This is a genomic window from Actinomadura sp. NPDC048955, assembly GCF_040649435.1.
GTDB classification, from domain to species: domain Bacteria; phylum Actinomycetota; class Actinomycetes; order Streptosporangiales; family Streptosporangiaceae; genus Spirillospora; species Spirillospora luteofluorescens.
In genome coordinates, this window is record NZ_JBEZJI010000013.1 from 37,248 (window position 1) to 60,882 (window position 23,635).

Annotated in this window: 26 protein-coding genes; 16 read left to right on the plus strand and 10 right to left on the minus strand. The window is 72.0% G+C overall.

The window, feature by feature from the left end:
- Positions 1 to 10 precede the first annotated feature (10 nt).
- The gene (locus tag AB0C84_RS15475; protein ID WP_361065971.1) at positions 11 to 799 is read right to left on the minus strand and encodes a 3-hydroxybutyrate dehydrogenase; all 789 of its coding nucleotides are present in this window, start codon (positions 797 to 799) and stop codon (positions 11 to 13) included.
- Between the two features lie 164 nt (positions 800 to 963).
- Between AB0C84_RS15475 and AB0C84_RS15480 the strand changes: the two genes are divergently transcribed.
- Together AB0C84_RS15480 and AB0C84_RS15485 are read left to right on the plus strand one after the other, a co-directional pair.
- The gene (locus AB0C84_RS15480) at positions 964 to 1,914 is read left to right on the plus strand and encodes an alpha/beta hydrolase (protein WP_361065974.1); all 951 of its coding nucleotides are present in this window, start codon (positions 964 to 966) and stop codon (positions 1,912 to 1,914) included.
- Positions 1,915 to 1,943: 29 nt separating this feature from the next.
- Positions 1,944 to 2,651: a WYL domain-containing protein gene (locus AB0C84_RS15485; protein WP_258939326.1), complete on the plus strand. Its 708-nt coding sequence runs from the start codon at positions 1,944 to 1,946 to the stop codon at positions 2,649 to 2,651.
- 55 nt (positions 2,652 to 2,706) lie between these two features.
- Here the strand turns inward: AB0C84_RS15485 and AB0C84_RS15490 are convergent, their stop codons facing one another.
- Entirely contained in the window at positions 2,707 to 2,955 is a 249-nt protein-coding gene (locus AB0C84_RS15490) for a hypothetical protein (RefSeq protein ID WP_361065977.1), read from the minus strand.
- 22 nt (positions 2,956 to 2,977) lie between these two features.
- Positions 2,978 to 3,739: a L,D-transpeptidase gene (locus tag AB0C84_RS15495; RefSeq protein ID WP_361065980.1), complete on the minus strand. Its 762-nt coding sequence runs from the start codon at positions 3,737 to 3,739 to the stop codon at positions 2,978 to 2,980.
- A gap of 93 nt (positions 3,740 to 3,832) precedes the next feature.
- Here AB0C84_RS15495 and AB0C84_RS15500 point away from each other — a divergent pair, with 93 nt between their 5' ends.
- Both AB0C84_RS15500 and AB0C84_RS15505 read left to right on the plus strand, forming a co-directional pair.
- A complete protein-coding gene (locus AB0C84_RS15500; protein ID WP_361065983.1) occupies positions 3,833 to 4,522 on the plus strand; it encodes a response regulator transcription factor in 690 nt (229 codons plus the stop codon).
- Entirely contained in the window at positions 4,512 to 6,512 is a 2,001-nt protein-coding gene (locus tag AB0C84_RS15505; RefSeq protein WP_361065986.1) for an ATP-binding protein, read from the plus strand. Before AB0C84_RS15500 ends, AB0C84_RS15505 begins: the two co-directional genes overlap by 11 nt.
- Positions 6,513 to 6,606: 94 nt before the next feature.
- On the opposite strand, the gene AB0C84_RS15510 is transcribed toward AB0C84_RS15505, so the two are convergent.
- On the minus strand, positions 6,607 to 7,572 hold the full coding sequence (locus tag AB0C84_RS15510; RefSeq protein WP_361065989.1) for an SGNH/GDSL hydrolase family protein: 966 nt from the start codon (positions 7,570 to 7,572) through the stop codon (positions 6,607 to 6,609).
- Between the two features lie 310 nt (positions 7,573 to 7,882).
- On the opposite strand from AB0C84_RS15510, the gene AB0C84_RS15515 reads away from it, so the two are divergent.
- The 3 genes from AB0C84_RS15515 (at position 7,883) to AB0C84_RS15525 (ending at position 10,815) form a co-directional block, all read left to right on the plus strand.
- Positions 7,883 to 8,440 (plus strand): RNA polymerase sigma factor, encoded by a 558-nt coding sequence (locus tag AB0C84_RS15515; protein WP_361065992.1) that lies wholly within the window; start codon positions 7,883 to 7,885, stop codon positions 8,438 to 8,440.
- Positions 8,437 to 9,585 carry a hypothetical protein gene (locus AB0C84_RS15520; RefSeq protein ID WP_361065995.1) on the plus strand — a complete coding sequence of 383 codons (1,149 nt, stop codon included), beginning with the start codon at positions 8,437 to 8,439 and terminating at the stop codon, positions 9,583 to 9,585. Before AB0C84_RS15515 ends, AB0C84_RS15520 begins: the two co-directional genes overlap by 4 nt.
- Positions 9,586 to 9,762: 177 nt before the next feature.
- The gene (locus tag AB0C84_RS15525) at positions 9,763 to 10,815 is read left to right on the plus strand and encodes a hypothetical protein (RefSeq protein WP_361065998.1); all 1,053 of its coding nucleotides are present in this window, start codon (positions 9,763 to 9,765) and stop codon (positions 10,813 to 10,815) included.
- 138 nt (positions 10,816 to 10,953) lie between these two features.
- Here the strand turns inward: AB0C84_RS15525 and AB0C84_RS15530 are convergent, their stop codons facing one another.
- Positions 10,954 to 13,248 carry an ABC transporter permease gene (locus tag AB0C84_RS15530; RefSeq protein WP_361066001.1) on the minus strand — a complete coding sequence of 765 codons (2,295 nt, stop codon included), beginning with the start codon at positions 13,246 to 13,248 and terminating at the stop codon, positions 10,954 to 10,956.
- Positions 13,245 to 13,919 carry an ABC transporter ATP-binding protein gene (locus tag AB0C84_RS15535; RefSeq protein ID WP_361066004.1) on the minus strand — a complete coding sequence of 225 codons (675 nt, stop codon included), beginning with the start codon at positions 13,917 to 13,919 and terminating at the stop codon, positions 13,245 to 13,247. Before AB0C84_RS15535 ends, AB0C84_RS15530 begins: the two co-directional genes overlap by 4 nt.
- 139 nt (positions 13,920 to 14,058) lie before the next feature.
- Between AB0C84_RS15535 and AB0C84_RS15540 the strand changes: the two genes are divergently transcribed.
- The 5 genes from AB0C84_RS15540 to AB0C84_RS15560 all read left to right on the plus strand — a co-directional run bounded on the left by AB0C84_RS15540 (position 14,059) and on the right by AB0C84_RS15560 (position 17,269).
- Entirely contained in the window at positions 14,059 to 14,835 is a 777-nt protein-coding gene (locus AB0C84_RS15540) for a histidine kinase (protein ID WP_361066007.1), read from the plus strand.
- Positions 14,832 to 15,479, plus strand: a complete 648-nt coding sequence (locus AB0C84_RS15545; protein ID WP_361066010.1) for a response regulator transcription factor — start codon at positions 14,832 to 14,834, stop codon at positions 15,477 to 15,479. Before AB0C84_RS15540 ends, AB0C84_RS15545 begins: the two co-directional genes overlap by 4 nt.
- 108 nt (positions 15,480 to 15,587) lie before the next feature.
- Complete coding sequence (locus AB0C84_RS15550; RefSeq protein ID WP_361066013.1) at positions 15,588 to 16,244, plus strand: hypothetical protein; 657 nt, start codon at positions 15,588 to 15,590, stop codon at positions 16,242 to 16,244.
- Positions 16,245 to 16,475: 231 nt separating this feature from the next.
- Positions 16,476 to 16,922, plus strand: a complete 447-nt coding sequence (locus AB0C84_RS15555; RefSeq protein WP_361066016.1) for a hypothetical protein — start codon at positions 16,476 to 16,478, stop codon at positions 16,920 to 16,922.
- Positions 16,923 to 17,077: 155 nt separating this feature from the next.
- The gene (locus tag AB0C84_RS15560) at positions 17,078 to 17,269 is read left to right on the plus strand and encodes a hypothetical protein (protein ID WP_361066019.1); all 192 of its coding nucleotides are present in this window, start codon (positions 17,078 to 17,080) and stop codon (positions 17,267 to 17,269) included.
- Here AB0C84_RS15560 and AB0C84_RS15565 read toward each other — a convergent pair whose 3' ends face one another.
- Genes AB0C84_RS15565 through AB0C84_RS15575 form a run of 3 tightly spaced genes read right to left on the minus strand, consistent with a single transcriptional unit; the run spans position 17,270 to position 18,490 of the window.
- On the minus strand, positions 17,270 to 17,440 hold the full coding sequence (locus AB0C84_RS15565) for a hypothetical protein (RefSeq protein ID WP_361066022.1): 171 nt from the start codon (positions 17,438 to 17,440) through the stop codon (positions 17,270 to 17,272).
- Entirely contained in the window at positions 17,433 to 17,639 is a 207-nt protein-coding gene (locus tag AB0C84_RS15570; protein ID WP_361066025.1) for a DUF397 domain-containing protein, read from the minus strand. The genes AB0C84_RS15565 and AB0C84_RS15570 overlap by 8 nt, the downstream gene beginning before the upstream one ends.
- Positions 17,636 to 18,490: a helix-turn-helix transcriptional regulator gene (locus tag AB0C84_RS15575; RefSeq protein ID WP_361066028.1), complete on the minus strand. Its 855-nt coding sequence runs from the start codon at positions 18,488 to 18,490 to the stop codon at positions 17,636 to 17,638. Before AB0C84_RS15575 ends, AB0C84_RS15570 begins: the two co-directional genes overlap by 4 nt.
- Before the next feature lie 234 nt (positions 18,491 to 18,724).
- On the opposite strand from AB0C84_RS15575, the gene AB0C84_RS15580 reads away from it, so the two are divergent.
- On the plus strand, positions 18,725 to 19,201 hold the full coding sequence (locus AB0C84_RS15580) for an ATP-binding protein (protein ID WP_258939347.1): 477 nt from the start codon (positions 18,725 to 18,727) through the stop codon (positions 19,199 to 19,201).
- On the plus strand, positions 19,198 to 19,566 hold the full coding sequence (locus AB0C84_RS15585; RefSeq protein WP_361066030.1) for a VOC family protein: 369 nt from the start codon (positions 19,198 to 19,200) through the stop codon (positions 19,564 to 19,566). Before AB0C84_RS15580 ends, AB0C84_RS15585 begins: the two co-directional genes overlap by 4 nt.
- A 288-nt stretch (positions 19,567 to 19,854) precedes the next feature.
- Here the strand turns inward: AB0C84_RS15585 and aceE are convergent, their stop codons facing one another.
- Positions 19,855 to 22,644 carry a pyruvate dehydrogenase (acetyl-transferring), homodimeric type gene (gene aceE, locus AB0C84_RS15590; protein WP_361066033.1) on the minus strand — a complete coding sequence of 930 codons (2,790 nt, stop codon included), beginning with the start codon at positions 22,642 to 22,644 and terminating at the stop codon, positions 19,855 to 19,857.
- Positions 22,645 to 22,928: 284 nt separating this feature from the next.
- Between aceE and AB0C84_RS15595 the strand changes: the two genes are divergently transcribed.
- Positions 22,929 to 23,126 (plus strand): DUF1918 domain-containing protein, encoded by a 198-nt coding sequence (locus AB0C84_RS15595; protein ID WP_361066036.1) that lies wholly within the window; start codon positions 22,929 to 22,931, stop codon positions 23,124 to 23,126.
- 73 nt (positions 23,127 to 23,199) lie between these two features.
- Positions 23,200 to 23,607: a secondary thiamine-phosphate synthase enzyme YjbQ gene (locus AB0C84_RS15600; RefSeq protein WP_361066039.1), complete on the plus strand. Its 408-nt coding sequence runs from the start codon at positions 23,200 to 23,202 to the stop codon at positions 23,605 to 23,607.
- The last annotated feature ends 28 nt before the right edge of the window (positions 23,608 to 23,635 follow it).

A 23,635-nucleotide genomic window follows, 5' to 3' on the forward strand; every position in this document is an offset into this window, starting at 1 on the left:
CGGGTCATTCTTAGTGCGCCGTCCAGCCGCCGTCGAGTGCCAGGGAGGCACCGGTCACCATCGAGGCGGGCGGCGAGCACAGGTAGGCGACGAGTTCGGCCACCTCGTCCGGCTCGATCAGGCGCTTCACGGCGGCGTGGTCGAGCATGATCCGCTCGACGACCTCGTCCTCGTGCAGGCCGTGCGTGCGCGCCTGGTCGGCGATCTGGTTCTCCACCAGCGGGGTCCGCACGTAGGCGGGGTTGACGCAGTTGGACGTCACGCCGTGCGGAGCGCCCTCCAGCGCGATCACCTTGGAGAGCCCTTCGAGGCCGTGCTTGGCCGTCACGTAGGCCGACTTGTACGGCGAGGCCCGCAGCCCGTGCACGGACGAGATGTTGACGATGCGGCCCCAGCCGCGCTCGTACATGCCGGGCAGCGCGTCCCGCACCAGCCGGAACGGCGCCTCCACCATCAGCCGCAGGATCCGCGCGAACGTCTCCGGCGGGAAGTCCTGGACGGGCGCCACGTACTGGATCCCTGCGTTGTTGACGAGGATGTCGGTGCCGGAGGCCAGCCCGTCGAGCGCGTCCACGTCGGCCAGGTCGGCGAGCAGGGGGACACCGCCGATCTCGGCCGCGGTCCGCTCCGCCGCGTCCCCGTCTATGTCGGCCACCACCACCTCGGCGCCCGCCGCCGCGAGCCGCCGGGCGCAGGCGCGGCCTATGCCGCTCGCGCCACCGGTGACCAGGGCGCGCCGGCCCGCCAGATCCAGCGTCCCCGAAGTCCCCGCGGCCGCCCGCGGTGTCACGCTCGTCATGCGCAGAACCTACGGAGCGCGGCCCCGGCCTCCCATGTGGGCCGCGCACACAATCCACCACCGGACGGTATGGGCTCGCGGCGATCTCCCTTCCACGGCCCGGGCACTCACCGGGGCGGCTACCGTTGGCCCGGCACTGGCAGCCCACACCGCGAGGGGTATGGATGCACGAGATCAGGCACCGCTTCGTCCGGTCGGACAGCGGGCTGCGCATGCACGTCGCGGAGGCGGGCGAGGGGCCACTCGTGCTCCTCCTGCACGGTTTCCCCGAATGCTGGTACTCCTGGCGGCACCAGCTCGTCGCGCTCGCCGAGGCCGGATTCCACGCCGTGGCGCCCGACCAGCGCGGCTACGCCCGCACGGGCGGCCCGGCGGACGCCGGCCAGTACTCGATCCTGCACCTGGCCGGTGACGCGGTCGGTCTCATCGGCCCGCTCGGCGCGGACCGCGCCGTCGTCGTCGGCCACGACTGGGGCGCCCCCGTCGCCTGGGCCGTCGCGCAGATGCGCCCAGACAAGGTCCGCGGCGTGGTCGGCATGTCGGTGCCGCACCGCCCGCGCAGCAGCAGGCCGCCCGTCGAGTCCATGCGCCGCCTGTTCGGCGACGGCTTCTACATGGTGCACTTCCAGCAGCCGGACGTTCCGGAGGCCGAACTCGACCGCGACCGGGCCGCCACGTTCCGCCGGATGCTGTACGGGGTGTCCGGCGACGGCCCCTGCCCGCCGCTGATCGCCCCGGAGGGCGGCGGCTTCCTCGACGGCCTCCCGGACCCGGAGAAGCTGCCCGGCTGGCTGACCGGCGAGGACATCGCCGCCTACGTCGAGGAGTACGCCGAAAGCGGCTTCACCGGCCCCGTCAACTGGTACCGCAACCTCGACCGCAACTGGGAGCTCACCGCCGCCTGGCACCGCGCCCCCATCGGCCCGCCCGCCCTCTACATCGCGGGCGACCGCGACCTCGTCGCCATCGGCGCCCGCGACGCGATCGACACCATGCGCGACTTCGTGCCGAACCTGCGCGAGACCGTCTGGCTGTCCGGATGCGGCCACTGGACGCAGCAGGAACGCCCCGCCGAGGTCAACCGGGCCATGATCGGCTTCCTCCGCGCCCTCTGACTGTCGGACCCGCCGCGTACGGTCGGCGCGTGAACCGCACCGACCGCTTGTACGCCCTGGTGGAGGAGTTGCGTGCCCGCGCGCCGCGCCGGGCCAGCGCGCGGGAGCTCGCCGCACGGTACGAGGTGAGCGTCCGCACGATCGAGCGCGACATCGGCGCCCTCCAGCAGGCCGGTGTGCCGATCTTCGCGGACGTGGGCCGCGGCGGCGGCTACACGCTCGACAAGAGCCGCACGCTGCCGCCCCTGAACTTCACCCCCGCCGAGGCCGTCGCCCTCGCGATCACCCTGTCCCGGGCCGGCGGCTCCCCGTACTCCCGGGCCGCCCGCACCGCGCTCCACAAGATCGTCGCCGCGATGTCGGCGGCCGACAGCGCCTCGGCCCGCGAACTGGCCCAGCGCGTCCGCTTCCTGACCCCCGCCGAGAAGGACGACCCGGCCTCCGTGCCGGCGGTGCTGGAGGAGGCGATCCGCACCCGCCGGGTGGTCCGCCTCACCTACGTCGACCGGACGGGCACCGAAACCGAACGCGACGTCGAGCCCGTCACGTTCACCGCGTCCGGCAACGGCTGGTACCTGACCGCCTGGTGCCGCATGCGAGGCGGGAGCCGCATCTTCCGCACCGACCGCGTCCGCCGCGCCGCCCTCCTGGAGGAGACCGCCCCCGAACGTCCCGTCGAGGCCATGCACGACGACATCCCGTCCGACTACACCGTCCGCCCTCTGGAATTCATCTAGCGCCTCTACGGCGGCAGGCCCGCACGACGAGAGACGTGCGGGCCTGCGGTCACGGTCAGCCGGTGTAGTTCGGCACCTTGGGGATGGGCTTGCCGGGCGGCTGGGGCATCGGCGCACCGCTGGGCTCCGTCCCGTGGCCGGGGGGACGGGACGGGCTCGGCTCGCCGCCGTGGGTGGTCGGGGTGGGGACGGCCGCCGGGGCGGTCGGCTTGGGCGTGGCGGTGGTGGCCTCGGCGGCGGCCACACCGGTGCCGGCCAGGCCGACGCCCAGCGCGACGGCCGCGATGAGAGACTTCAGGCGCATCCATGTTCCTTTCGGCGTTGTTTCATTTCTTGACGACGACGGGTGTGCCGATCGCCAGGTTCTTGGCCATCCAGGTGATGTCGTCATTGCCGACCCGCACGCAGCCGTGGCTGACCTTGCGGCCCAGCGCCGACGCCTTGTTCGTGCCGTGCACGGCGAGCTGCCCGGGGCCGCCGGCGAAGGTCTTCAGCGTCGGAGAGAAACCGCTCAGCCCGAAGGCGTACGCGCCGTAGTCCCCGTCGGGGTTCGGCGGCCGGACCAGTTCGGTGAAGTAGAAGCGGCCGGGCGGGGTGGGGGTGCCGCCCTCGCCGGTGGCGACCCTGCCGGTGCGCAGCACCGTGTCGCCGTCGAAGACGGTGAACGTGAACGCCTTCGGGTCGATCTCCACGCGGTGGGACGTCGACGACAGCGTGACGTCGGACGCCTTGACCCACCCGGTGCTGCCGTTCGGCCGGATCGGCAGCAGCACCCTGAGCCAGCCGCCGTCCTTGGCGTCGACGAGGAAGACACGGGTGGCGCCCATCTCGTTGGGGCTGGACAGCGTCTTCCAGACCGCCCCGTCGCTCTTCCGCCTGTGCACGGCGATCGCTCGGCCGCGCACGGTCGCTATCTCCGCACCGCCCTGCCGCTGCCGTCCCGGCTGCTGTGGTCCGGCGGCCGCCGGCCGGTCCGCGTCGGGCGGGCCGCCCCCTGATCTTCCGTCGCCCGGCGAGCCGCAGCCGGCCGACCCGGCGATCAGGCCGGCGGCGAGCAGGACGCCGGTGTGGATCTTGACTTGGCGCATGCCGCGAGATGCTGGTCGAGGAGTGTGAAGAACCTGTGAGCCCGGTGTGATGATCCCGTGGTGCCGTGACCGGCTTGGCTACGCTCAGGCCCCATGTGCGCGAATGTCCTGGTCGCGGAGGACGACCCCAAGCAGGCGGAGCTGCTGCGCCGGTACCTCCGGCGGGAGGGGCACTCCGTGGTCGTCGTCCACGACGGGCGGGCCGCGCTCGACGCGGCCCGCGCGCGCTGCCCCGACCTCGTCCTGCTCGACGTGATGATGCCGGGGATCGACGGCCTCGACGTGTGCCGCGGGCTGCGCGCCGAGTCGGACGTGCCGGTGCTCATGCTCACCGCCCGCTCGACGGAGGACGACCTGCTGCGCGGCCTCGACCTCGGCGCCGACGACTACGTCACCAAGCCCTACAGCCCGCGTGAGCTGATGGCCCGGGTGCGCACGCTGCTGCGGCGGACCGGGCGGGGGAGCGGCGAGCCGGTGTACCGGGTCGGCGGCATCACGGTGGACCCCGAACGGCACACGGTCCTCGCGGACGGGCGCGAGGTCGAGTGCACGCCGGCGGAGTTCCGCATCCTGGAGGCGCTGGCCGCGCGGCCGGGGCGGGTCCTCACCCGGGCGCAGCTCCTGGAGCACCTGCACGGCTTCGACCGCTTCATCACCGAGCGCACGGTGGACGTGCACGTGAAGAACCTGCGCAAGAAGATCGAGCCGCAGCCGCGCCGGCCGGTCCGGCTGTGCACCGTGTACGGCGTCGGGTACAAGCTGGTCGGCGATCGTGCGCCATAGCCTGCTCGCACGGCTGGTCGCCAGCTCGGTACTGATCGCGGTGTGCTCGATCACGGCGACGGCGTGGCTGGCGGCGCGCGGCACGTCCGGCGAGATCCGGCAGCGGCAGGGCCGGACGCTCGCCCGCGACGCCCGGATCAACGACGCGCTGCTCGGCTACGCGGCGAGCCACCCGCGCTGGGACGGCGTCGGGGAGACCGTGCGGGGGCTGGCCCGGCAGAGCGGGCAGCGGGTCGCGCTGGCGACCGAGGGCGGCACCCGGATCGCGGACTCGGCGCCCGGCCGGCCGCCGCTGCCGGCGCGCCCCTCGGCCGTGGTCGACCCGCTCGCCGTCGACGTCTCGCTGGGGCCCGGCGCGGCCACCGACCGGATCGACGCGCGTGCGGCCGGACCGTTCCGGCTGCCGGATCCCGAGCGGGTGCGGCTGCGCCGGGAGGTCGACGCGCAGGCGGCGTGCCTGCGCCGCGAGGGCCAGCGCGCCACGGTCCTCGTCGGGCCGGGCGGCCGCCCGTACCTGCGCCGCGAGGGCGGTCCGACCGACCCGCCACAGGCCACGAACCCCCCAGGGGCGCCCTCCGGACAGGAGCCTTCCCCGCGCGCGGCGTTCGCGCGAACGTCCGGTGGCGGGGCGGTCCGGTTCGCCGCCGTGGCCGAGACGCCGTCGGTCTCACCGACGCCGAAACCGTCCTCGACCGAGCCGGGGGAGGAGCCGCGGCGGCCGGGGGCCACACCGGGCGCGCCGCCGGGCGCGCCGAACCCCGTGCCGACCGGCGGGCCCGGCGAGCGCCCGGCGAACCGGCCCGCCCCGACGCCGGAGCCCGTGGCGCCGCCCGCGTCGTGCTCGCCGGACGCTCCCGGGCCGACGACCACCGAGAGGCGCGCGCTCGACCAGCTCGCCGCCCTCGTCCGGCAGTGCCACGGGAGCCGGGTCGACGTGTGGCTGGACGAGACCGGCACGCCGGCCGCTCCGGCGTCGGCCGCCGAGTGCCTGGCCACCGCGCGCCGCGCCCAGCTGAAGCCGTACGTCGCGCCGGCCGCGCTGCTCTACATCGGCTCGCGGGAGGACGGTGCGCCGGCCATCGACCCGTACGGCATCGCGGGGGTCACCGCGGTGATCCTCGTCCTGGCGGTGGGGGTCAGCGTCCTCGTCGCCACCCGGCTGGCGCGGCCGGTGCGGGCCGTCACCGCGGCGGCCCGGCGGATGCGGGGAGGTGACGGCTCGGCGCGGGTGACGGTGCGCGCCAAGGGCGAGGTCGGCGAGCTGGGCGCCGCGTTCAACGAGATGTCCGAGCACCTGGACCGCATGGAGCGGCAGCGCAAGGCGATGGTCAGCGACGTGTCGCACGAGCTGCGCACGCCGCTGAGCAACATCCGAGGCTGGCTGGAGGCCGCCCAGGACGGCGTGGCCGACCTGGGCCCGGCCCTGACCGCCTCGCTGGTCGAGGAGGCCACGCTGCTCCAGCACATCGTCGACGACCTGCAGCAGCTCGCGCTCGCCGACGTGGGCAGGCTGCGGCTGCACCCCGAGCCGGTCGACGTGGCCGACCTGGTCGAGCAGATCGCGACGGTCTACCGTGCCGCGGCCGAGGCCGCCGAGCTGGCGCTGACCGCCGAGGTGACCGGTAGGCCGCACCTGGACGCCGACCCGGTCCGGCTGCGGCAGGCGGTCGGCAACCTGCTCGCCAACGCGGTCCGCTACACCCCCGCGGGAGGGCGGGTGAGCCTGCGCGCGTACGCCGACGGCGACGACGTGCTGATCGAGGTCGCCGACACCGGGCCGGGCATCGCGCCCGAGCACCTGCCGCACGTCTTCGACCGGTTCTGGCGGGCCGAGAAGTCGCGCAGCCGGCAGACGGGCGGCAGCGGACTGGGCCTGGCCATCGTGCGGCAGCTCGCCGAGGCGCACGGCGGATCCGCGGCGGTGCGCAGCGAGCCGGGCCGGGGCGCGACGTTCGTCCTGCGACTGCCCGGCTCACCGGACGACGCCTAGCAGGCGAGGCGCCGCGGAGCGCGGAACCGGCCTCCGGCTGGGGCCGGAGGCCGGTTCACGGTGACCCGTCGGCGGGCGCCGGGTGCGGGTCGGCTCAGCCGAGGGTGTTCAGCATCGCTCCTGTGACGTGGTCGGCGGCGTTGCGGTGGCCGCGGGCGTTGGGGTGGACGAAGGACACCTGGTCAGGAGGTGTGATGACGCCTTCCACCCACTTGTCGGCGTCGCAGGCGCTGTGGTTCTGGGAGGAGGTGTAGAGGTCGACGAAGCCGGCGGCCTGCTGGGTGCCGGTCGACTTCTCGATGGTCCTGTTGAGCGGTTCCAGGACGTCCTGGCGCAGCCAGTCCAGGTCGCCCCGGGTGACCGGGCCGAACTGCGTCAGGTCGTTGTAGCGGCACTTGGAGGTGTCCGCGGGGACGACGGTGGGGTAGCCGACGGTCAGGATCTTGGCGTGCGGGGCGCGCTCGTGGAGCACGGTGAGCATCCGGCCGTACTCCTGGCCCACCTTGTCCAGCCGGGCGGGGATGCCGGCGGCCAGCGCGTCCTTGCACGGAGTGCCCGTGCCGCCGCTTCCCTGGCCCACCTCAAGGCACTTGGTGAGGATGCCGGCGAAGCCGAGGGTGTTCCCGCCCACGCCGACGGTGATCACGTCGGTGCCGGGCCCCACCGCGGCGGACTGGGGAGGCACCGCGGGGAAGGGGTAGTCGGGGTCCTCGGAGAGGGGCGGCAGGTGGCGGCCGATCGGCTCCTGGGCTTCGTCGGTGACGTTCGCGATGGTGGCGGCACCGCAACTGACGTTCGTCAGGTCGAAGAGAGAACCCAGGTCGCGGTCGATGACCTGGGGGTAGGACCGGGCGGTGCGCTCGCAGCCGTCGCGCGGGACTTCGAAGACGTCGCCCGCCGCCGGGATGACCCCGGCGGTGTAGGAGTCGCCAAGGGCGACCCACTGGCGGTCCGCCGCGGCGGCCGGCTCGGCCATGACGACCTGCGCGGAGACGAGGGCGCCTGCGGCCAGAGCTGCGGCCGAGCCGAACACGGCCAGCCGGGTACGGGAGCGTGCCACGAATCCTCCATGGGATCGGGGGGGTTGGCTTTCGCTTGGATCCTAGAGAGATCGAACACGGAAAGCATTCGCCTGAATACCGAAAGTCACCATAGTGTGGTCTCTGGGACACATGCTTCACTCGGTCCCCTCCCGCCTCGGCCCGCCGATCACCCTGTCCCGCTCCGGGGCGCTCGTCCGGCTTCTTGAAGTTCCTCCGAGCCCGTCGCCATGGTGTGTGATCGCCGAAGGATTTCCGGTCCGCCCGTGTAATCCGCCGGGGGCTTCTCCGACTTCTCGGCGTAACGGTCCCGAGGAGAGAGGAGGTGGCGTGGACGAGCAAGAGGCCCGATTCACCCGCCTCTACGAGACGTACTACCGCAACGTCTTCGGCTATGTCGTACTGCGGGCCGCCCCCCAGGCCGCCGAGGACCTGACGGGCGAGGTGTTCACCGTCGCGTGGCGGAAGATCGACGAGATCCCCGACCAGGCGCTGCCGTGGCTGCTGGGCGTGGCCAGGAACCTGGTCCGCCAGTCGCACGGCGCGGCGGGCCGGGCGCGCGGACTGGTGGACCGGCTGGCCGGCCTCACCACCGACGCCGACCTGCACGCCTGGGACGTCGCCGAGCACCTCATCGCCCGCGACCAGGCGCTGGCCGCCCTGCGGGCCCTTCCCGCCAAGGAGGCCGAGGCGGTCACCCTGACCGCCTGGCACGGGCTCGGCCCCGCGGAGGCGGCCCGCGTCGCGGGCTGCACCCGCACCGCCTTCATCGTCCGGTTGCACCGGGGACGCCGCCGGCTGGCCAAGGCGATCGAGGCGTCCCAGGAAAGCCCCGCGCGAGCGCACGGACGCGCCCCGCGCCCGCGAGTCATCCAGGAGAAGCAGTGAAGCAGGACGAACTCGACAACCTGATCGTCGCTTTGAAGCCCGCGGCGGTCGCCGAACTCGCCGAGGACGCCTACGCGCGGCGTGCCGACGTGGCGCAGGTCCGTGCGCGCGCCGGCGTCTCGGCCGTGAACCCGCGCGTCGTCCCGGCGCGGCGGCCGGTCCGCCGGCTGGCCCTCGCCGGCGGCGTGGCCGCGCTGGCGGCCGCGGCGGCGCTCGCCGTCGCCATGCCGTCGGACGGCCCCGGCGCCGGCCCCGGCCCCGGCGCCGGACACGACGAGACGCTCGACACCCGCACGTTCCTGCTGGCCAGCGCGAAGACGGCCGCCGAGCAGCCCGCCACCCGCGGGGCCTGCTGGTACAAGCGGACCCGCATGTGGCAGGACATCATGCCCTTCAAGCCCCGCCCGGGCGTGCCGACGCCCGCACGCAAGTCCATGGGCAGGTCCCAGAACTTCCAGGCGCGGACCGCGAGCAGCGTCGAGGACTGGGCGTGCGCCCAGAGCGGGACCCGCATGCGCTTCGGGACGAACGGACCGCTGGACATCAAGGTCACCTTCCCCACGAAGAAGGACGAGGCCGCCTGGAAGGCGGCGGGATCGCCCCCGCTCGACGTCAACGACGGCACGACCGTCTCGAAGCCGCGCATGGTCACCTACAGCAAGGGCTCGCATCTGGTGAACCCCGTCATCGGGTCCCACGAGATCGAGTGGAAGACGATCGCGAAGCTGCCGGCGACCGACGGCGCCCTGGAGAGCTACCTGCGCAGGCTGTGGCAGCAGGACCGCCGGGGCGGCGCGCACGGCTACACCGCCCCGGCCGATTTCGGGGAGTACGTCTTCGTCAGCGCATGGGACCTGTTCATGGCCCCGACCACCCCCGGCACCCGGGCGGCCCTCTACCGGATCCTGGCGCGCACCCCCTCCGTCCGCGTCACCGGGCAGATCAAGGACCGGCTGGGCAGGCCCGGCGTGGCCGTCACCGCTCAGGGCACCAGCGTGCGGCTGGTCGTGGACCGCGAGAGCGGCCAGCTCCTCGACTTCGAGGACCGGTCCTCCGCCCTTCCCGGCAAGCCGGCCGGCGGCGAGTACCTGGCCTTCGAGAGCCAGGGCTGGGTGAACAAACTCGGAGCCGCCCCCGCCCGCTGACCGCCGACGACAAGGGGACGCCGCCCACCCGGCGGCGTCCTCGCCGTCCGCGCCGGGGAACGCTCATCGACCGAAGCGAAGGTCTTGCGGTGGGCGTCCATTCTGTGACGGTCTCCTTTGCCCGGCCGATGTGGCCGGGAGCCGGCGAACAGCCGGCCGGAACAAAGGAGATCCCTCATGAGCAGAGTTTGGGGAGCGCTGACGGAAGCGCTCTCCCTGATATGCGTTTCAGTCGGAGCGGCGTACGCGACGCGGCTCTACCCCGAGCACTCGACGGTCGTGGTGGGTGCCCTCATCACGACCCTCGGCGCCGTCTTCTTCAGCCTGGCCACGCGTCTTCCGCGTGGCAGGGTGAGGCGACAGCGTGCCAAGGTCCGATGGAACCGGCGCCAGTGGAAGTGGGTACTCGTTCTGCTGATACCCAGCATCTTCCAGGGGCAGGTCCATCAGGCCGCCCTGGAGCGGGTGGACATCGGAACCTTGATGACGGTCATGACGCTCGGGGCGCTCAGCCTGGCGACGTGGCGGCTGGTCTCGGCCCCGCGCAGGTCAGGCCGGTGGCTGCACGCCCTGTGGTTCGTGATCGGTATGGCCGGCGTCGCGATGCTGACCAGGCCGTTCACCGGCGGGGCCGGGACCTTGGGCCTGGTCCTGACGGGCGTGGCCGCCGTCATCGGCGTCAACGGCACGATCGCCTCGGGAAAGCTGACCGAGATGGGCACGCTTCACCGGGTCGTCGAGCTCAACTGCTGGGCGGGCGCCTGCCTGGTCGGAGTGCCGGTCCTCGTCCTGACCGACGAGCACTGGGTGACCTGGTACGTGCTGTCGACGGTGGTGGTCACGTCGCTGCTGAACATGATCGCCAACAAGCTGCACGTCCGGGCCTTCGACCTCGTCCAGTCCGACGACGGGTTGATCAGCACGGTGAAGTGCGTCAACCCGGTGCTGGCGTGCCTCGTCGGCGTCGTCGTCGGGACCGGCGGGGCGCCGGGGCTCACCGGATGGATCGGCGCCGTGCTGGTGGTGGGGGCATCCCTCGCCGCCTTCCGGGCCTTCCACCGGCTGAGCCGCGTCGTCCCGCAGACCGTCAAGGGCGCCGTCTGGAAGGAGCCGCCTGCGGAGGCCGCTCCCAACGGCGGTGGCTGGGGTGGCATTTCGCCTTCCAGTATCTGGCTTCGCAGTGTCTGGAAGCCGGACGACCACAACCCGTGGAAGTACAAGTTCGCCTGACGGCCTCATCGCCGCGTGGCCCTAACGATCCGTGACGCTCCGGGGTCGCGGACGGCGTCACGCCCAGGCGCGACGCCACACCACTGACGGTGGAAGCGGGCCTGTCCCGCTTCCACCGTCTTTCTCCGGGTGGGCCGGTCACTCCGACCGCAGGGCCGCCGCCGTCTTGATCCGGGATGCCCGGCCCGCCGGGATCAGCGCGCCGAGCAGGGCGATCGCGATGCCCGCCAGGACCGACAGGAGCATCAGCGGCCAGGGGAAGATCTCCAGGAGGCCGTAGGGGAGGACGAGGCCGCCCGTGCCGGCCATGGCCGGCAGCACCACATGGTGGGCGGCCAGGCCCAGCGGCACCCCGATGAGCCCGCCGACCAGGCCGAGGACGGCCATGGAGGCGAGCACGACCGTCAGGACCTGCCGCGGTGTCGCGCCCAGCGATTTCAGGACGCCGAAGTCGCGCGCCCGGTCCGCGGTGTTGAGGATCACCGTGTTGAACACCCCGAGCCCGGCGACCGTGGTCAGCCCCAGGGTCAGCAGGGTGAGGAGCCCGAGAAGGATCACCTGGCCGGATTCGATGCCCTCGGCGGCCGGCATGGCCTGGATCCCGTCCGCCTTGAGTGCGGCGACGTAGGTCTCCGGGGAGGTGCCGGGGGTGAGGGTGACCTCCAGAAGGGAGGTCACCATGCCGGGACGCGGGCCGGAGGATTCCGGGGACGCCGGCTTCTCGCGGCCGATGAGCGAGGTGAGGGACGCCCAGTCCGTGAGGACGGTGTCGCCGCCGTCCACGAGCGCCGTCCCGACGATCCGCAGCGCGGCCTTCCTGCCGTCCGCGGTCATGACGACGGTGTCGCCGATCTTCTTGCCGCCGGTCTTCAGGAACGGGTCGCCCACGACGGCCTCACCCGGCCCGCCGAGCCAGCGGCCGTGCACCATCCGGTAGCCGCGCCGGTCGGTGATGTCCCCCTGGTAGGCCTTGACCTGCACCGGCCGGTCGAACCCCGGCACGTGGACCTGTTCGAAGCGGGTGGCCGCGACCTTGGCGGTGCCCGGCCGCCCGGCCAGCGAGACCGGCCGGCCGCCCTCGACGGGGACCAGGACGTGGACGGTGCCGGTGAGTTCCGCGTCGGCGAGGTAGGCGCTGAGGGACCTGTTGAGGCCGGTGGCGAACGTCACCGCCGCCACTCCGAAGGCGACGGCCGCGACGGTGAGCGCGGTGCGGCCCGGCCGGGTGAACGGCAGGCCGAGGCCCAGGCTGACCGGGCGCGGCAGCCGCGTCCGGGCCAGCGCCCGCTGCACCCGCAGGGCCCGGCCCCGCCGCGTCGCGGCGCCCGCGCTGACCGCGACCGCCGTCGGGATCCGCCCGGCCCGGACGGCGGGCACCAGCGCGGTGACGACCGCGACCGCGAGCACGCCCGTGAAGGCCAGGACGTCCACCCAGGGCGAGACGCCGCTGGCGGTCGGCAGGTCGAACGAGTCGCCCAGCGTGGTGGTGACCGTCCCGGCCAGGGCGTTGCCGGTGGCGATCCCGATCAGGCTGCCCAGCACCCCGGGTATCGCGATCATCACCAGGTAGACGCCGGTGACCTGCGCGGGGGTGAAGCCGAGGGACTTCAGGACGCCGATGTGCCGGAACCCCGACACGACGGCGCCGCTCACCACGTTGGCGATGACGAGCACCGCGACGAGCAGCCCGGCGATCCCGAACGCGATCAGGAACGGGATGACGGTCGTCCCGGCCTCGGTGGCCTGCCGCCGGGAGACGAGGTAGCTCTGGCTCGCGGTCGCCGGCAGCCCGGCGGTGATCGTGCCGGCCGGGGCGGCCGGGTCGGCGAGCCGGTAGAGCATCTGCAGCCCGTCCGGGGCGGTCAGCTGCCCGGGCGCCACCCACGCCTGGGCGGACCGGGTGATCGACCGGCCGATGCCGACGATGGTGAAGGTCCGCCCGTCGCTGAACGTCACCTTTCTCCCGATCGGGTCGAACGGGAACCGCGCGAAGTCGGTGCCCAGCACGATCTCGCCGGGGGCGGTGGCCCAGCGGCCGCTCCTGAGCGCCAGCCGGTCGACCGGGTCGCCGCCGCGGGCGGTCCGCTCGACGACCGTGAGGGGGCCGGGCGGAAGCAGCCCCGGACGGGCCTCGCCGCTGTCCGGGACGTTGACGACCTGCGAGCGGTACGGGCCGCCCGCCGCCGTCACGCCCGGCCGGCTCCCCGACGCCGCGACCTGCGCGGACGTCGCCTTCGCGGGGTCGTAGGAGACCGTCAGATGCGCGCCGTGCTGCCGCGCGAACGCCTTGTCGTACGGGCCGTCCACGGTGGCGAGCAGGCCCAGCGCGAGCACGACCGTCCCGGTCGACACCAGCAGCACCAGCGTGATGATGGTCGTCTGCAGCCTGCGCCGCCGCACCGCGAACCGCGCGGCCTGCCACACCGCCCTCACCGGGTCACCTCGGCGGCCACGCGGCCGTCCTCGAACGCCACGACCCGGTCGGCGACCCGGGTGGCGAGCCGTTCGTCGTGGGTGACGATGAGCAGGGTCTGGCCGATCTGGTTGAGGTCCAGCAGCAGGTCCATGACCTGTTCGCCGGCCCGCGAGTCGAGCGCGCCGGTCGGCTCGTCGGCCAGCAGCAGCGCGGGCCGGTTCATCAGCGCGCGGGCGACGCCGACCCGCTGCCGCTCCCCGCCCGACAGCACCACCGGGTAGGCGTTGCGGCGATCGGCGATGCCGAGCTCGTCGAGCAGCTCCATCGCCCGGGCCTGCGCCTGCTTTCGCGAGGTGCCGAGCAGCTGGGCGGCCAGCATCACGTTCTCCAGCACCGGCAGGTCGTCGAGCAGGTTGAAGAACTGGAAGACCATGCCGATGCGGCGGCGCCGGTAGCGGGCCAGTTCGGCCTCGCCCATTCCCGTGATGTCCTCGCCGCGCACCACGACCGTGCCCGAGGTGGGCCGGTCCAGGCCGGCGATCATGTTGAGGAGGGTCGACTTGCCCGATCCCGACGGGCCCATCACCGCGACGGCCTGACCGGCCTGGATGTCGAGGCTCACCCCGGCGAGCGCGGCGGTCTCGCCGTACTCCTTGCGTACGTCCATCAGCTGGACCATCAGCTCCATGGCGGTGACGGTACGAGCCGCGCCCCCGCCCGCGCGTCGGGTCCTGGATGTAAGTCCGGGGCCGGGTCAACCGAGGGATGTACGGCCGTGAACCGCCAGAATGATGCGTTCCGTCCGCGCGGGGCGGCAGGATGGGCGGATGCTGCCCGCGTGGCTCGTGCCCCTCCTCGCCGCGGTCCCGTGCACCTGGGCTTTGTGGGAGCGGCGCAGGCGCCGCGCCGAGCTCGGGGCGCGGACCTGGCTGCTGGAACGTGAACGCGAGGCCGCCGCGCGCCGGGCCGTCGAGGAGGAGCGGGCCCGGGTGGCCCGGGACCTGCACGACATCGTCAGCCACAGCGTCAGCGTCATGGTCGTCCAGGCGGGCGCGGCCCGGCACGGCGTCGACGGCGAGGCCGAGGACGCGCTGCTGGCCGTCGAGCGGACCGGCCGCGAGGCGATGACCGAGCTGCGGAACCTGCTCGGGGTGCTCGCGCCCGCCCCGGACGGCGACGGTGAGGCGTTCGCCCCGCAGCCGTCGCTGGCGCACCTCGGGACCCTGGTCGACCGGATCGCGTTCGCGGGCCTGCCCGTCGACGTGCGGGTGACCGGCGAACCGTGCCCGCTGCCCGCCGGGATCGACGCGACCGGCTACCGCATCGTCCAGGAGGCGCTCACCAACGCGCTGAAACACGGCACCGCCGGAGCGACGGCGGAGGTGACGGTGAGCTACGGGACGCGGAACCTGCGGCTGGAGGTCCTCAACACCGGCCCGAGCGTCCTCACCGGGACGGGCCCCGCCCCGCCCGACCACAAGGGCGGCCGGGGCCTGGCCGGGCTGCGCGAACGGGTCGCGGTGTACGGCGGCGACCTCGACGCGCGGCGGCGGCTGGGCGGCGGCTACCGGGTGCGGGCGCGGATCCCCCTGGAGCGGCCGTGACGCGGGTCCTGATCGCCGACGACCAGACACTGGTGCGCGGCGGATTCCGGATGATCCTCAGCAGGTCGGGGATCGAGGTGGTCGGTGAGGCCGCCGACGGCCTGGAGGCGGTGGCCGCCGCGCGGCGTCTGCGCCCGGACGTGGTGCTGATGGACATCCGGATGCCCGGGATGGACGGCCTGGAGGCCACCCGCCGCGTCCTGGCCGACGACCCGGCGTGCCGCGTGCTGATCCTGACGACCTTCGACCTCGACAGCTACGTGTACTCCGCGCTGGCCGCCGGCGCCAGCGGCTTCCTGCTCAAGGACGTCACCCCCGAACACCTGGTGGCGTCGGTGAAGCTGATCGAGACGGGCGACGCCCTGCTGGCCCCCTCCATCACCCGCCGCCTGGTCGAGCGCTTCGCCCGCCCCGCCCCGGCGCCCCAGGGCCTGGACGTCCTGACCCCGCGCGAGAAAGAGGTGCTCCGCCTCGTGGGCGGCGGCCTGTCCAACACCGAACTGGCCGCCCACCTCCACCTCAGCGAGGCCACGGTCAAAACCCACGTGACCCGCATCTTCGCCAAACTGGGCCTAAGAGACCGAGCCCAGGCAGTAGTAGTCGCCTACGAATCAGGCCTGGTAACCCCCGGCACCCCCGACTGACCACGCCTCCGCCGGCCAGACGGCCAGGGAAGGGCGGCGAAGCCCTCCCGGCGGCCGGTTCCGGGCATCACCCGACGGCCGTCCGGGTGCGCGCGATTGGATGCCGCTATGGCGACTGCGGGTGCGTGGTACAGCTCGGGCACGTTCTGGACGGGGGCCGGCGCGGCGACCACGCTGGTGGTCGGAATCGCCACGGTCGCGGTCACCTACCTGACCCGGTTCGCCCGGCAACGGCTGATCTACGGACTGCGCACCGTCGCTCCGCTTCTCACCGCGCCCGCCGGGGTGCGTGATGAGCTGGAACTGCGGCACCGAGGCGTCAAGATGGAGCACCCCTTCGTGGCCGAGGTGCTGCTTGCCGGCCGGGGGCGCCGCGACGTCCCGCGGGCCGCGTTCGACAACGGGGAGCCGATCCGCCTGGACCTGGGCGTGCGGGTCGTGGAGCTTCTGCGGGTCGCCGTCACCGACTCGGCTTCGGCGACGCCGACTCCGCCCGTCCGCTTCGAGGGGACCGCACTGCTGGTCGGCCCCGCGCTGATCGGCCGACGCCAGAGCATCCTCCTGACCTGCCTGCTGGAGGACGAGCCGTCGACGGTGAGCTGCTCGGCTCCCCTTCCCAACGCTCGCGTCACACGGGCCCGGACCCGCGACCTGGACCCTCTGCTCCGCGGGGAAATAAAGATCATGATGTTCGCGGTGCCGGTGCTGGCCTGCGTGTTCGTCTTCCTCTTCCTGCTGCGCCTATCCGGCGTGATCAGCGGCTGACGCCGCCCCGTCCGCGAGGCGCACGTTGGAGGAGGGTGGTGAACGCCTCGCGGGTGAGGGTGAGGTGTCCGGCGGCGGGGATCTTGGAATCGCACTCAAGACGACCCGTCTTGCGGGACCTCTCGTGCCCGACACGGTAGGTCACATGCCCCGTGCCTCAGCACGGGGAGCCCGCCCCAAATGGGGCCAGTGCCCGTCGCCCAGCGCGAGCACTCGCACAAAGGAGAAATCATGAAGAGCGACACCACCAACAACGCCCTGAGCAACGGCTTCCGCCGACTGTGGGACCGAACCAAGCGCGGCCTCGCGGTCATCGTTTCCAGCGGCCTCGCCGGCGCCCTGGCCGGAGGTTTGCTCTTCGGAATCGTGCCCTCCCTCGTCGCCGACGTCCCCCACTGGGCCACTCCCGGCTTCGAGGTCGTCATCCGCGCCGTCATCGAGCACATGGTGTTCTGGGGGATCGCCGGCGTGATCTGCGGCGCCCTCGTCCTCGTCCTGGACGATGACCACTTGCTGTCGGCGCTCGCCGTCGGGCTCGGCCCCATCGGCCTCGCCGCTGCCCTTGTCGGCCTCAACACCGGCGGCAGTCTCATCTGTGTCCTGGGCTTTGTCTCAGTGATCTGCGCCTTCGCCATCATCATCGGCGACATGGTCTACGCCCTGGTCTACGACTACTGACTGCGCCACCGGGACGGCGGCCGCGAACACCACCACCGGTTGATCAACTCTCACCCGGCGGGACGAATCGCAAGGACCCGGTACCACCGGGTCCTTGCTTTTTGTGCGGCCGGCATGGCGATCGCTCGCGGGTGAGCATCCTCTCGACCTGCCTAATGGAGGACGAGCCGTCGACGGTGAGCTGCTCGGCTCCCCTTCCCGACGCTCGCGTCACGCAGACCCGGACCCGCGACGTGGACCCTGTGCTCCGCGAGGAAATAAAGATCATGATGTTCGCGGTGCCCGCGATGGCCTGCGTATTCGTGTTCCTCTTCCCGCTGCGCCTATCCGGCGTGATCAGCGGATGATCAGGTGCTCTCGCTGATCCCGCCGAGTCGTTCGATGTCCTCGGCCGGGATGTCGGTCAGGAGGGAGACGCTGGAGGCGGCCGACCCGTCGAGCCTGCGGAGCTTGTCGAGCATGGCCTGACGCATCTGCTCGCGACGGGACGCCAGGCAGGCCCGGACAGCCTCATCCACCAGACGGCTGTGATGCCAGATGGGCCAGGAGGCTGGTGAAGTGTTGGCGGGTGAGGGTGAGGTGTCCGGCGGCGGGGTTCCTGCTGTCGCGGATACCGATGTGGCCGTCGAGCTCGGCGATCTCGACGCAGTTGCCTTCGTCGCCGCCGCTGTGGCTGCTCTTGCGCCAGGGGGACCGGGGCAGTTCGGGATTGCTCATGATTGCGACGCTATCTCGTCGATGAGTTTCAGCGAAGCGGTTCGGTTCAGCGCTGCTGAGCGCAACAGTTCGAACGTCTCCTCATGGGTTGCGACCTGTTTCTCGTCCTCCACGAAGATGCTCTGGGCGAACTGATCGACCACGGACACCGTGAGCCGCCCGGGTGGGCGCAGGGAGATGAGAAGGTGCGGGCTGCCGAACCACAGATATTCGCTAGAGGTGCAGGGGAGCACACGCAGGTCCACGTGATCAAGCCGAGCGACTTCGGCCAGCCGTTGAATCTGTGCCCGCGTGATCGCGGGATCACGACCAACCTGGTTGTGGAGAACCGCCTCCGCGATGATCGGCATATAGCAAGGCGGGTCTGAACGGCTTAGTACCTGCTGGCGGGACAGCCGGAAGTCGACCAGCATCTTGGCGTTGCGTGAATGTTTGGCAGGGCCGACTGCGATGAGTTTCCGCATGTACTCGGGGATCTGGAGGAGCCCGGGGACGATGCTGGGCTCGAAGGTACGGATCTCGGCGGCGTCCTCTTCCAAACTGGCGAGGTCTAGAGCGGCAGCGGAGATACGGCCCTTGCGTTCTCGCACCCAGTTGCCGGGCTTATGGGTGGCCAGGTGGAGCAGGGATTCGCGGAGGGGGCCGTGTTCGATCTCGTAGAGGTCGAGTAAGTCGTTGAGTTCTTCGGGGGCTATGGCTTGGAGGCCGTTCTCGACCATGCTCATCCAGCCCTGTGAGCGGCCGAAGCGGCGGGCCGCGGTGGCGACGGTCAGGTTGTGGTGGTCGCGGGCTTTGCGGAGCGCCGAGCCGATCCGGCGCTGGCGAACGGTGGGGGCGTTCCCGGAAGGCATTCTTCAAGGGTGTCACCGAGCGTGGCGGTGCGTACACGGAATGGCGGCCGATTGAACGTTCAGTCGGAGAACGTTCAGGCCCCAGGACACGAGCGCTTCGGGCGGTGAGTGTGGCGGGCGACTCCGAATCGAAGGGAGGCGCACGATGGGAGCGCCCGAGACGAGAAGGACCCCGCCGAGACGGGAGGCGCCGCCCGCTGCGGCCCGGCGTGGAGTGTCGTGGGTGGCGGGGTGATGAGCGGCGAACTCGTCGTGCTCGGCGCGGTGACGCTGCCGGGCGTCCACCGGTCGGTGCGGAACGCGCGGCGGTTCCTGCGGGACATGCTGCCGCCGGGCCATCCGGGGCTGGACGACCTGATGACGGTCGGAAGCGAGACCGTCTGCAACGCCATCACCCACACCGCCTCGGGCGATGGCGGCTGGGTGACGGTCAGCCTGCTGGCGGGGGAGGGCGTCCACCGCCTGGAGGTCGCCGACGACGGGGCGGACGGCAGGCGCCCGCGCGTCAAGGCGGAGGACGGCACCGAGAGCGGGCGCGGCATGCGGGTCGTCGAAGCCCTCTCGGATCGCTGGGGGTACCGGACGGACGGCGACCGCACGATCGTGTGGGCGGAGTTCCGCTTCGAGAATTCGTTCGGAAACTCCGACAGGGGGCTGTCGCGGGGCTCTTCCACGCTGGTGGCAGCAGCGTTCGAAAGAGGAGATCCATGACTGTTCCCGCGTTCAACACCGTCACGTGGTTCCAGATCGGCACCGACGCGCCGGAGGAGGCGCGCCGCTTCTACGGCGACATGTTCGGCTGGAACTTCGGGGCCGACGGCGACGGCTACGACCTGGTCAGCTACCCGGGCTCCGACGTGCCGTCCGGCGGCATCTCCCACGAGCCGGACGCGTCCCGCAACCACGCGATGTTCCTGGTCCTCGTGGAGGACGTCGACGCCGTCTGCGACCAGACCGTGAAGACCGGCGGCAAGGTGGCCATGCCGCCGCTGACCACCGGCAAGGGCCTCAAGTTCGCCTACCTGCAGGACCCGTCCGGCAACACCTTCGGCGTCTTCACGCCCCCGTCGTCCTGACGCCGGACGCGCAAGGGCCCCGGGGAACGAATCCCCGGGGCCCTTCGCGCGAGCAGGTGATCGCGGCCTACACCTCCGCGATCACCGTCACCGCCCTGACCTCAACCATCGGCGGGTCGGGCGGCCGGAAGGCGCTCTGAGCGCCTGGAGGTCGCACGACCCGTCGAGCCGGGCGACCGCAGCGACACGACGCACACCCGCACGGGCACGGAAACCGGCACCGTGGCGTGAGGATCGCCCGGCTCGTGACGGGGGTTCCAGGGGGTCGCCCCCCTGGAAGGACACAGATCACGCGTCGCCGCCGGTGTTGCTCTCCGCGCTGCCGACGCCGCCCGCGAAGACGTCGCTGACGTCGGCGTTCAGCCGGTAGCGCTGGATCGCCTCCGCGAGGGTCTCCGGCTTGATCTCGCCGTGGCGGGCGAGGCGGGTGAGCACCGCGAGGACGATCGATGCGGCGTCCACGTTGAAGAACCGGCGGGCGGCGGCGCGGGTGTCGGAGAACCCGAACCCGTCCGTGCCGAGCGAGGTGTAGTCGCCGTGGACCCACGGCGCGATCTGGTCGGGTACTGCGCGCATGTAGTCGGATACCGCGACGATCGGCCCGGCGACGTTGTCGAGGACGCGGCTGACGTACGGGACGCGCTGGTCGGCGTCGGGGTTCAGCAGGTTCCAGTCGTCGCACTCGCGGGCCTCGCGGGCCAGTTCGTTCCACGACGTGGCCGACCACACGTCGGCGGCGACGCCCCAGTCTTCGGCGAGCAGGCGCTGCGCTTCGAGGGCCCACCGGCCGCCGACGCCGGAGGCGAGGATCTGCGCCTGGGGCGCCTCGCCGTTCCCGGAGGCGACCTCCGGGGCGGCCCTGTGCCGGTACAGGCCCTTGAGGAGCCCGTCGACGTCGAGGTTCTCGGGCTCGGCGGGCTGCTGGTACGGCTCGTTGTAGACGGTGAGGTAGTAGAAGACGTCCTCGCCGTTGGGGTGCTCCTCGGACGACCCGTACATGCGGCGCAGGGCGTCCTTGACGATGTGGGCCAGCTCGAACGCCCACGTCGGGTCGTAGTGGACGCAGGCGGGGTTGGACGCCGCGAGCAGCGGGGAGTGGCCGTCGGCGTGCTGGAGGCCCTCACCGGTGAGCGTGGTGCGGCCGGCGGTGGCGCCGAGCAGGAACCCGCGGCCCATCTGGTCGCCGAGCGCCCACATCTGGTCGCCGGTCCGCTGGAACCCGAACATCGAGTAGAAGATGTAGACGGGGATCATGTGTTCGCCGTGCGTGGCGTAGGCGGTGGCGGCCGCGATGGTGGACGCCATGGAGCCCGCCTCGCTGATGCCCTCGTGGAGCATCTGGCCGCTTTCGGCCTCCTTGTAGGACAGCAGCAGCTTGCGGTCCACGGCGTCGTAGGTCTGCCCGTGCGGCGAGTAGATCTTGGACGTGGGGAACAGCGAGTCCATGCCGAACGTGCGGTACTCGTCCGGGGCGATCGGGACGAACCGGGCGCCGATGTTCTCGTCCTTGATCAGGTCCTTGAGCAGCCGGACGAACGCCATGGTCGTCGCGATGTTCTGCTTGCCGGACCCCTTCTTCAGCTCGCTGTAGACGGGGTCGCCGGGCAGCTTGAGCGTCTTGGCCCGCACGACCCGCTTCGGCAGGAACCCGCCGAGGGCGGCGCGGCGCTCGCGCATGTACTGGATCTCTTCGGAGTCCTCGCCCGGGTGGTAGTAGGGCGGCAGCGGCGCCTCCAGGGCCGAGTCGGGGATGTCCAGGTAGAGGCGGTCCCGGAACTCCTTCAGCTCGGCCTTGGTGAGCTTCTTCATCTGGTGGGTGGCGTTGCGGGCCTCGAAGTCCGAGCCGAGCGTCCAGCCCTTGATGGTGTGCGCGAGGATCACGGTCGGCTGCCCGACGTGCTCGCGGGCCGACTTGAAGGCCGCGTAGACCTTGCGGTAGTCGTGCCCGCCGCGCGACAGCTTGCGCAGGTCGTCGTCCGACAGATGCTGGACGATCTTGCGCAGCCGCGGGTCGTCGCCGAAGAACTTCTCCCGGATGTACTCGCCGGACTCGACGGTGAACGTCTGGAACTGGCCGTCGGGCGTCGTGTTCATCTGGTTGACCAGGACGCCGTCGACGTCCTGCGCGAGCAGCGGGTCCCAGTCGCGGCCCCAGATGACCTTGATGACGTTCCAGCCGGCGCCGCGGAAGAACGACTCCAGCTCCTGGATGATCTTCCCGTTGCCGCGCACCGGGCCGTCGAGCTGCTGGAGGTTGCAGTTGACGACGAAGGTGAGGTTGTCGAGCTCCTCGCGGGCGGCGAGGCCGATCGCGCCGAGCGACTCCGGCTCGCCCATCTCGCCGTCGCCGAGGAACGCCCACACGTGCGAGCGGGACGTGTCCTTGATCTTGCGGTTGTACAGGTAGCGGTTGAACCGGGCCTGGTACACCGAGTCGATCGCGGTCAGGCCCATGGACACCGTGGGGAACTCCCAGAAGTCCGGCATGAGCCGCGGGTGCGGGTAGGACGACAGGCCGCCGCCGGGGTGCGAGTGCTCCTGCCGGAACCCGTCGAGCTTCTCCTCGGGGAGCCGTCCTTCGAGGAACGCGCGCGCGTAGATGCCGGGCGCCGCGTGTCCCTGGATGAACACCTGGTCGCCGGACTCGCCGTGGTCCTTGCCGCGGAAGAAGTGGTTGAACCCGACCTCGTAGAGCGAGGCGGCGGAGGCGTAGGTGGCGATGTGGCCGCCGACGCCGAGCTCGGGGCGGTTCGCCCGCGACACCATGATCGCGGCGTTCCACCGGATGTAGGCGCGGATGCGCCGCTCCACGTGCTCGTCGCCGGGGAACCAGGGCTCGGACTCCGGCGGGATCGTGTTGATGAAGTCGGTGCTGCGCAGGCCGGGCACCCCGACCTGGAGTTCGCGCGCCCTTTCCAGGAGCCGCAGCATCACGTAGCGCGCCCTGCCGCGTCCCTCGGTCTTGATGACCGTGTCCAGCGACTCCAGCCACTCCCGGGTCTCGTCCGGGTTGATGTCGGGCAGCTGGCTCGGCAGGCCGTCGCTGATGATCGAAAAGCGTTGACGTCCGGAAGCCACGGGGTCCCCTCTGTCCTTACCGTCTGTGCAGGTCAGACCTGGGCCGCCGCGCGGGAGGCCACCGGTCCCGGCCGACTGTTCGTCGCCATGGTTCGTGATCCATCGTCGCCGGTTATCACGGCTAACGCATCTCTACCAACCAGTAACCATCCTCCCCGGTCAGGGCGCGGACCGACCCGGCGGAACCTGCCTTTTTCACTCGGCCGGGAGATTCCCTCAGGCACGGTGCGGGGAACGTATGAGGCGGGGAGTGAACGAGTGCTCACATGCCCTGGGGGTGAACGATGAACGGAAAGATCGGAGACCGGCTGCACGTCCACGGCAACGTGGTGGGGCAGCCCGACCGGACCGGCGAGATCATCGAGGTGCGGGGCCCGGACGGCGGCCCGCCCTTCCTGGTCCGCTTCGACGACGGCCACGAGGGCCTGGTGTACCCGGGGCCGGACGCGGTCATCGAGCCGCGCGCGAGGGCGTCCCGCTAGCCGCGGGGCGCCGGGCGCGGATCCGTCCGGGCGCGGATGCGTCCGGGGCCGCGGATGGGGTAGACACGGGATCATGGAGAGCACCGTGGTCCGGGTGGCCACCGGGACCGGTGAGGCCGTGCACGACATCACGGCGGAATGCGAGCGTTTCGCCGCGTCGCAGGGCGGGGACGGGCTGCTGCACGTCTTCGTCCCGCACGCGACCGCCGGCGTGGCGATCATCGAGCTGGGCTCCGGCAGCGACGACGACCTGCTCGCGGCCCTGGGAGACCTGCTGCCGGCGGACGACCGCTGGGAGCACGCGCACGGGTCGCGCGGGCACGGGCGCTCGCACGTGATGCCCGCGCTCGTGCCGCCGTTCGCGACCCTGCCGGTCGTGGGCGGGCGGCTCGCGCTGGGAACCTGGCAGTCGGTGGCCCTGGTCGACCTTAATGTTGACAACCCTGACAGGCAGGTGCGGTTGTCGTTTCTCAAAGGATGAGTAGCGTAGGCGGGGAACGTCCCCTCCT

Excerpts from the sequence above, each read along its gene's own strand:
- AB0C84_RS15475 (WP_361065971.1), bottom strand. The coding sequence starts at position 799 with ATGACGAGCGTGACACCGCGGGCGGCCGCGGGGACTTCGGGGACGCTG.
- AB0C84_RS15480 (WP_361065974.1), top strand. The coding sequence starts at position 964 with ATGCACGAGATCAGGCACCGCTTCGTCCGGTCGGACAGCGGGCTGCGC.
- AB0C84_RS15490 (WP_361065977.1), bottom strand. The coding sequence starts at position 2,955 with ATGCGCCTGAAGTCTCTCATCGCGGCCGTCGCGCTGGGCGTCGGCCTG.
- AB0C84_RS15495 (WP_361065980.1), bottom strand. The coding sequence starts at position 3,739 with ATGCGCCAAGTCAAGATCCACACCGGCGTCCTGCTCGCCGCCGGCCTG.
- AB0C84_RS15500 (WP_361065983.1), top strand. The coding sequence starts at position 3,833 with ATGTGCGCGAATGTCCTGGTCGCGGAGGACGACCCCAAGCAGGCGGAG.
- AB0C84_RS15525 (WP_361065998.1), top strand. The coding sequence starts at position 9,763 with ATGAGCAGAGTTTGGGGAGCGCTGACGGAAGCGCTCTCCCTGATATGC.
- AB0C84_RS15535 (WP_361066004.1), bottom strand. The coding sequence starts at position 13,919 with ATGGAGCTGATGGTCCAGCTGATGGACGTACGCAAGGAGTACGGCGAG.
- AB0C84_RS15540 (WP_361066007.1), top strand. The coding sequence starts at position 14,059 with ATGCTGCCCGCGTGGCTCGTGCCCCTCCTCGCCGCGGTCCCGTGCACC.
- AB0C84_RS15550 (WP_361066013.1), top strand. The coding sequence starts at position 15,588 with ATGGCGACTGCGGGTGCGTGGTACAGCTCGGGCACGTTCTGGACGGGG.
- AB0C84_RS15555 (WP_361066016.1), top strand. The coding sequence starts at position 16,476 with ATGAAGAGCGACACCACCAACAACGCCCTGAGCAACGGCTTCCGCCGA.
- AB0C84_RS15560 (WP_361066019.1), top strand. The coding sequence starts at position 17,078 with ATGGAGGACGAGCCGTCGACGGTGAGCTGCTCGGCTCCCCTTCCCGAC.
- AB0C84_RS15570 (WP_361066025.1), bottom strand. The coding sequence starts at position 17,639 with ATGAGCAATCCCGAACTGCCCCGGTCCCCCTGGCGCAAGAGCAGCCAC.
- AB0C84_RS15575 (WP_361066028.1), bottom strand. The coding sequence starts at position 18,490 with ATGCCTTCCGGGAACGCCCCCACCGTTCGCCAGCGCCGGATCGGCTCG.
- AB0C84_RS15580 (WP_258939347.1), top strand. The coding sequence starts at position 18,725 with ATGAGCGGCGAACTCGTCGTGCTCGGCGCGGTGACGCTGCCGGGCGTC.
- AB0C84_RS15585 (WP_361066030.1), top strand. The coding sequence starts at position 19,198 with ATGACTGTTCCCGCGTTCAACACCGTCACGTGGTTCCAGATCGGCACC.
- AB0C84_RS15595 (WP_361066036.1), top strand. The coding sequence starts at position 22,929 with ATGAACGGAAAGATCGGAGACCGGCTGCACGTCCACGGCAACGTGGTG.
- AB0C84_RS15600 (WP_361066039.1), top strand. The coding sequence starts at position 23,200 with ATGGAGAGCACCGTGGTCCGGGTGGCCACCGGGACCGGTGAGGCCGTG.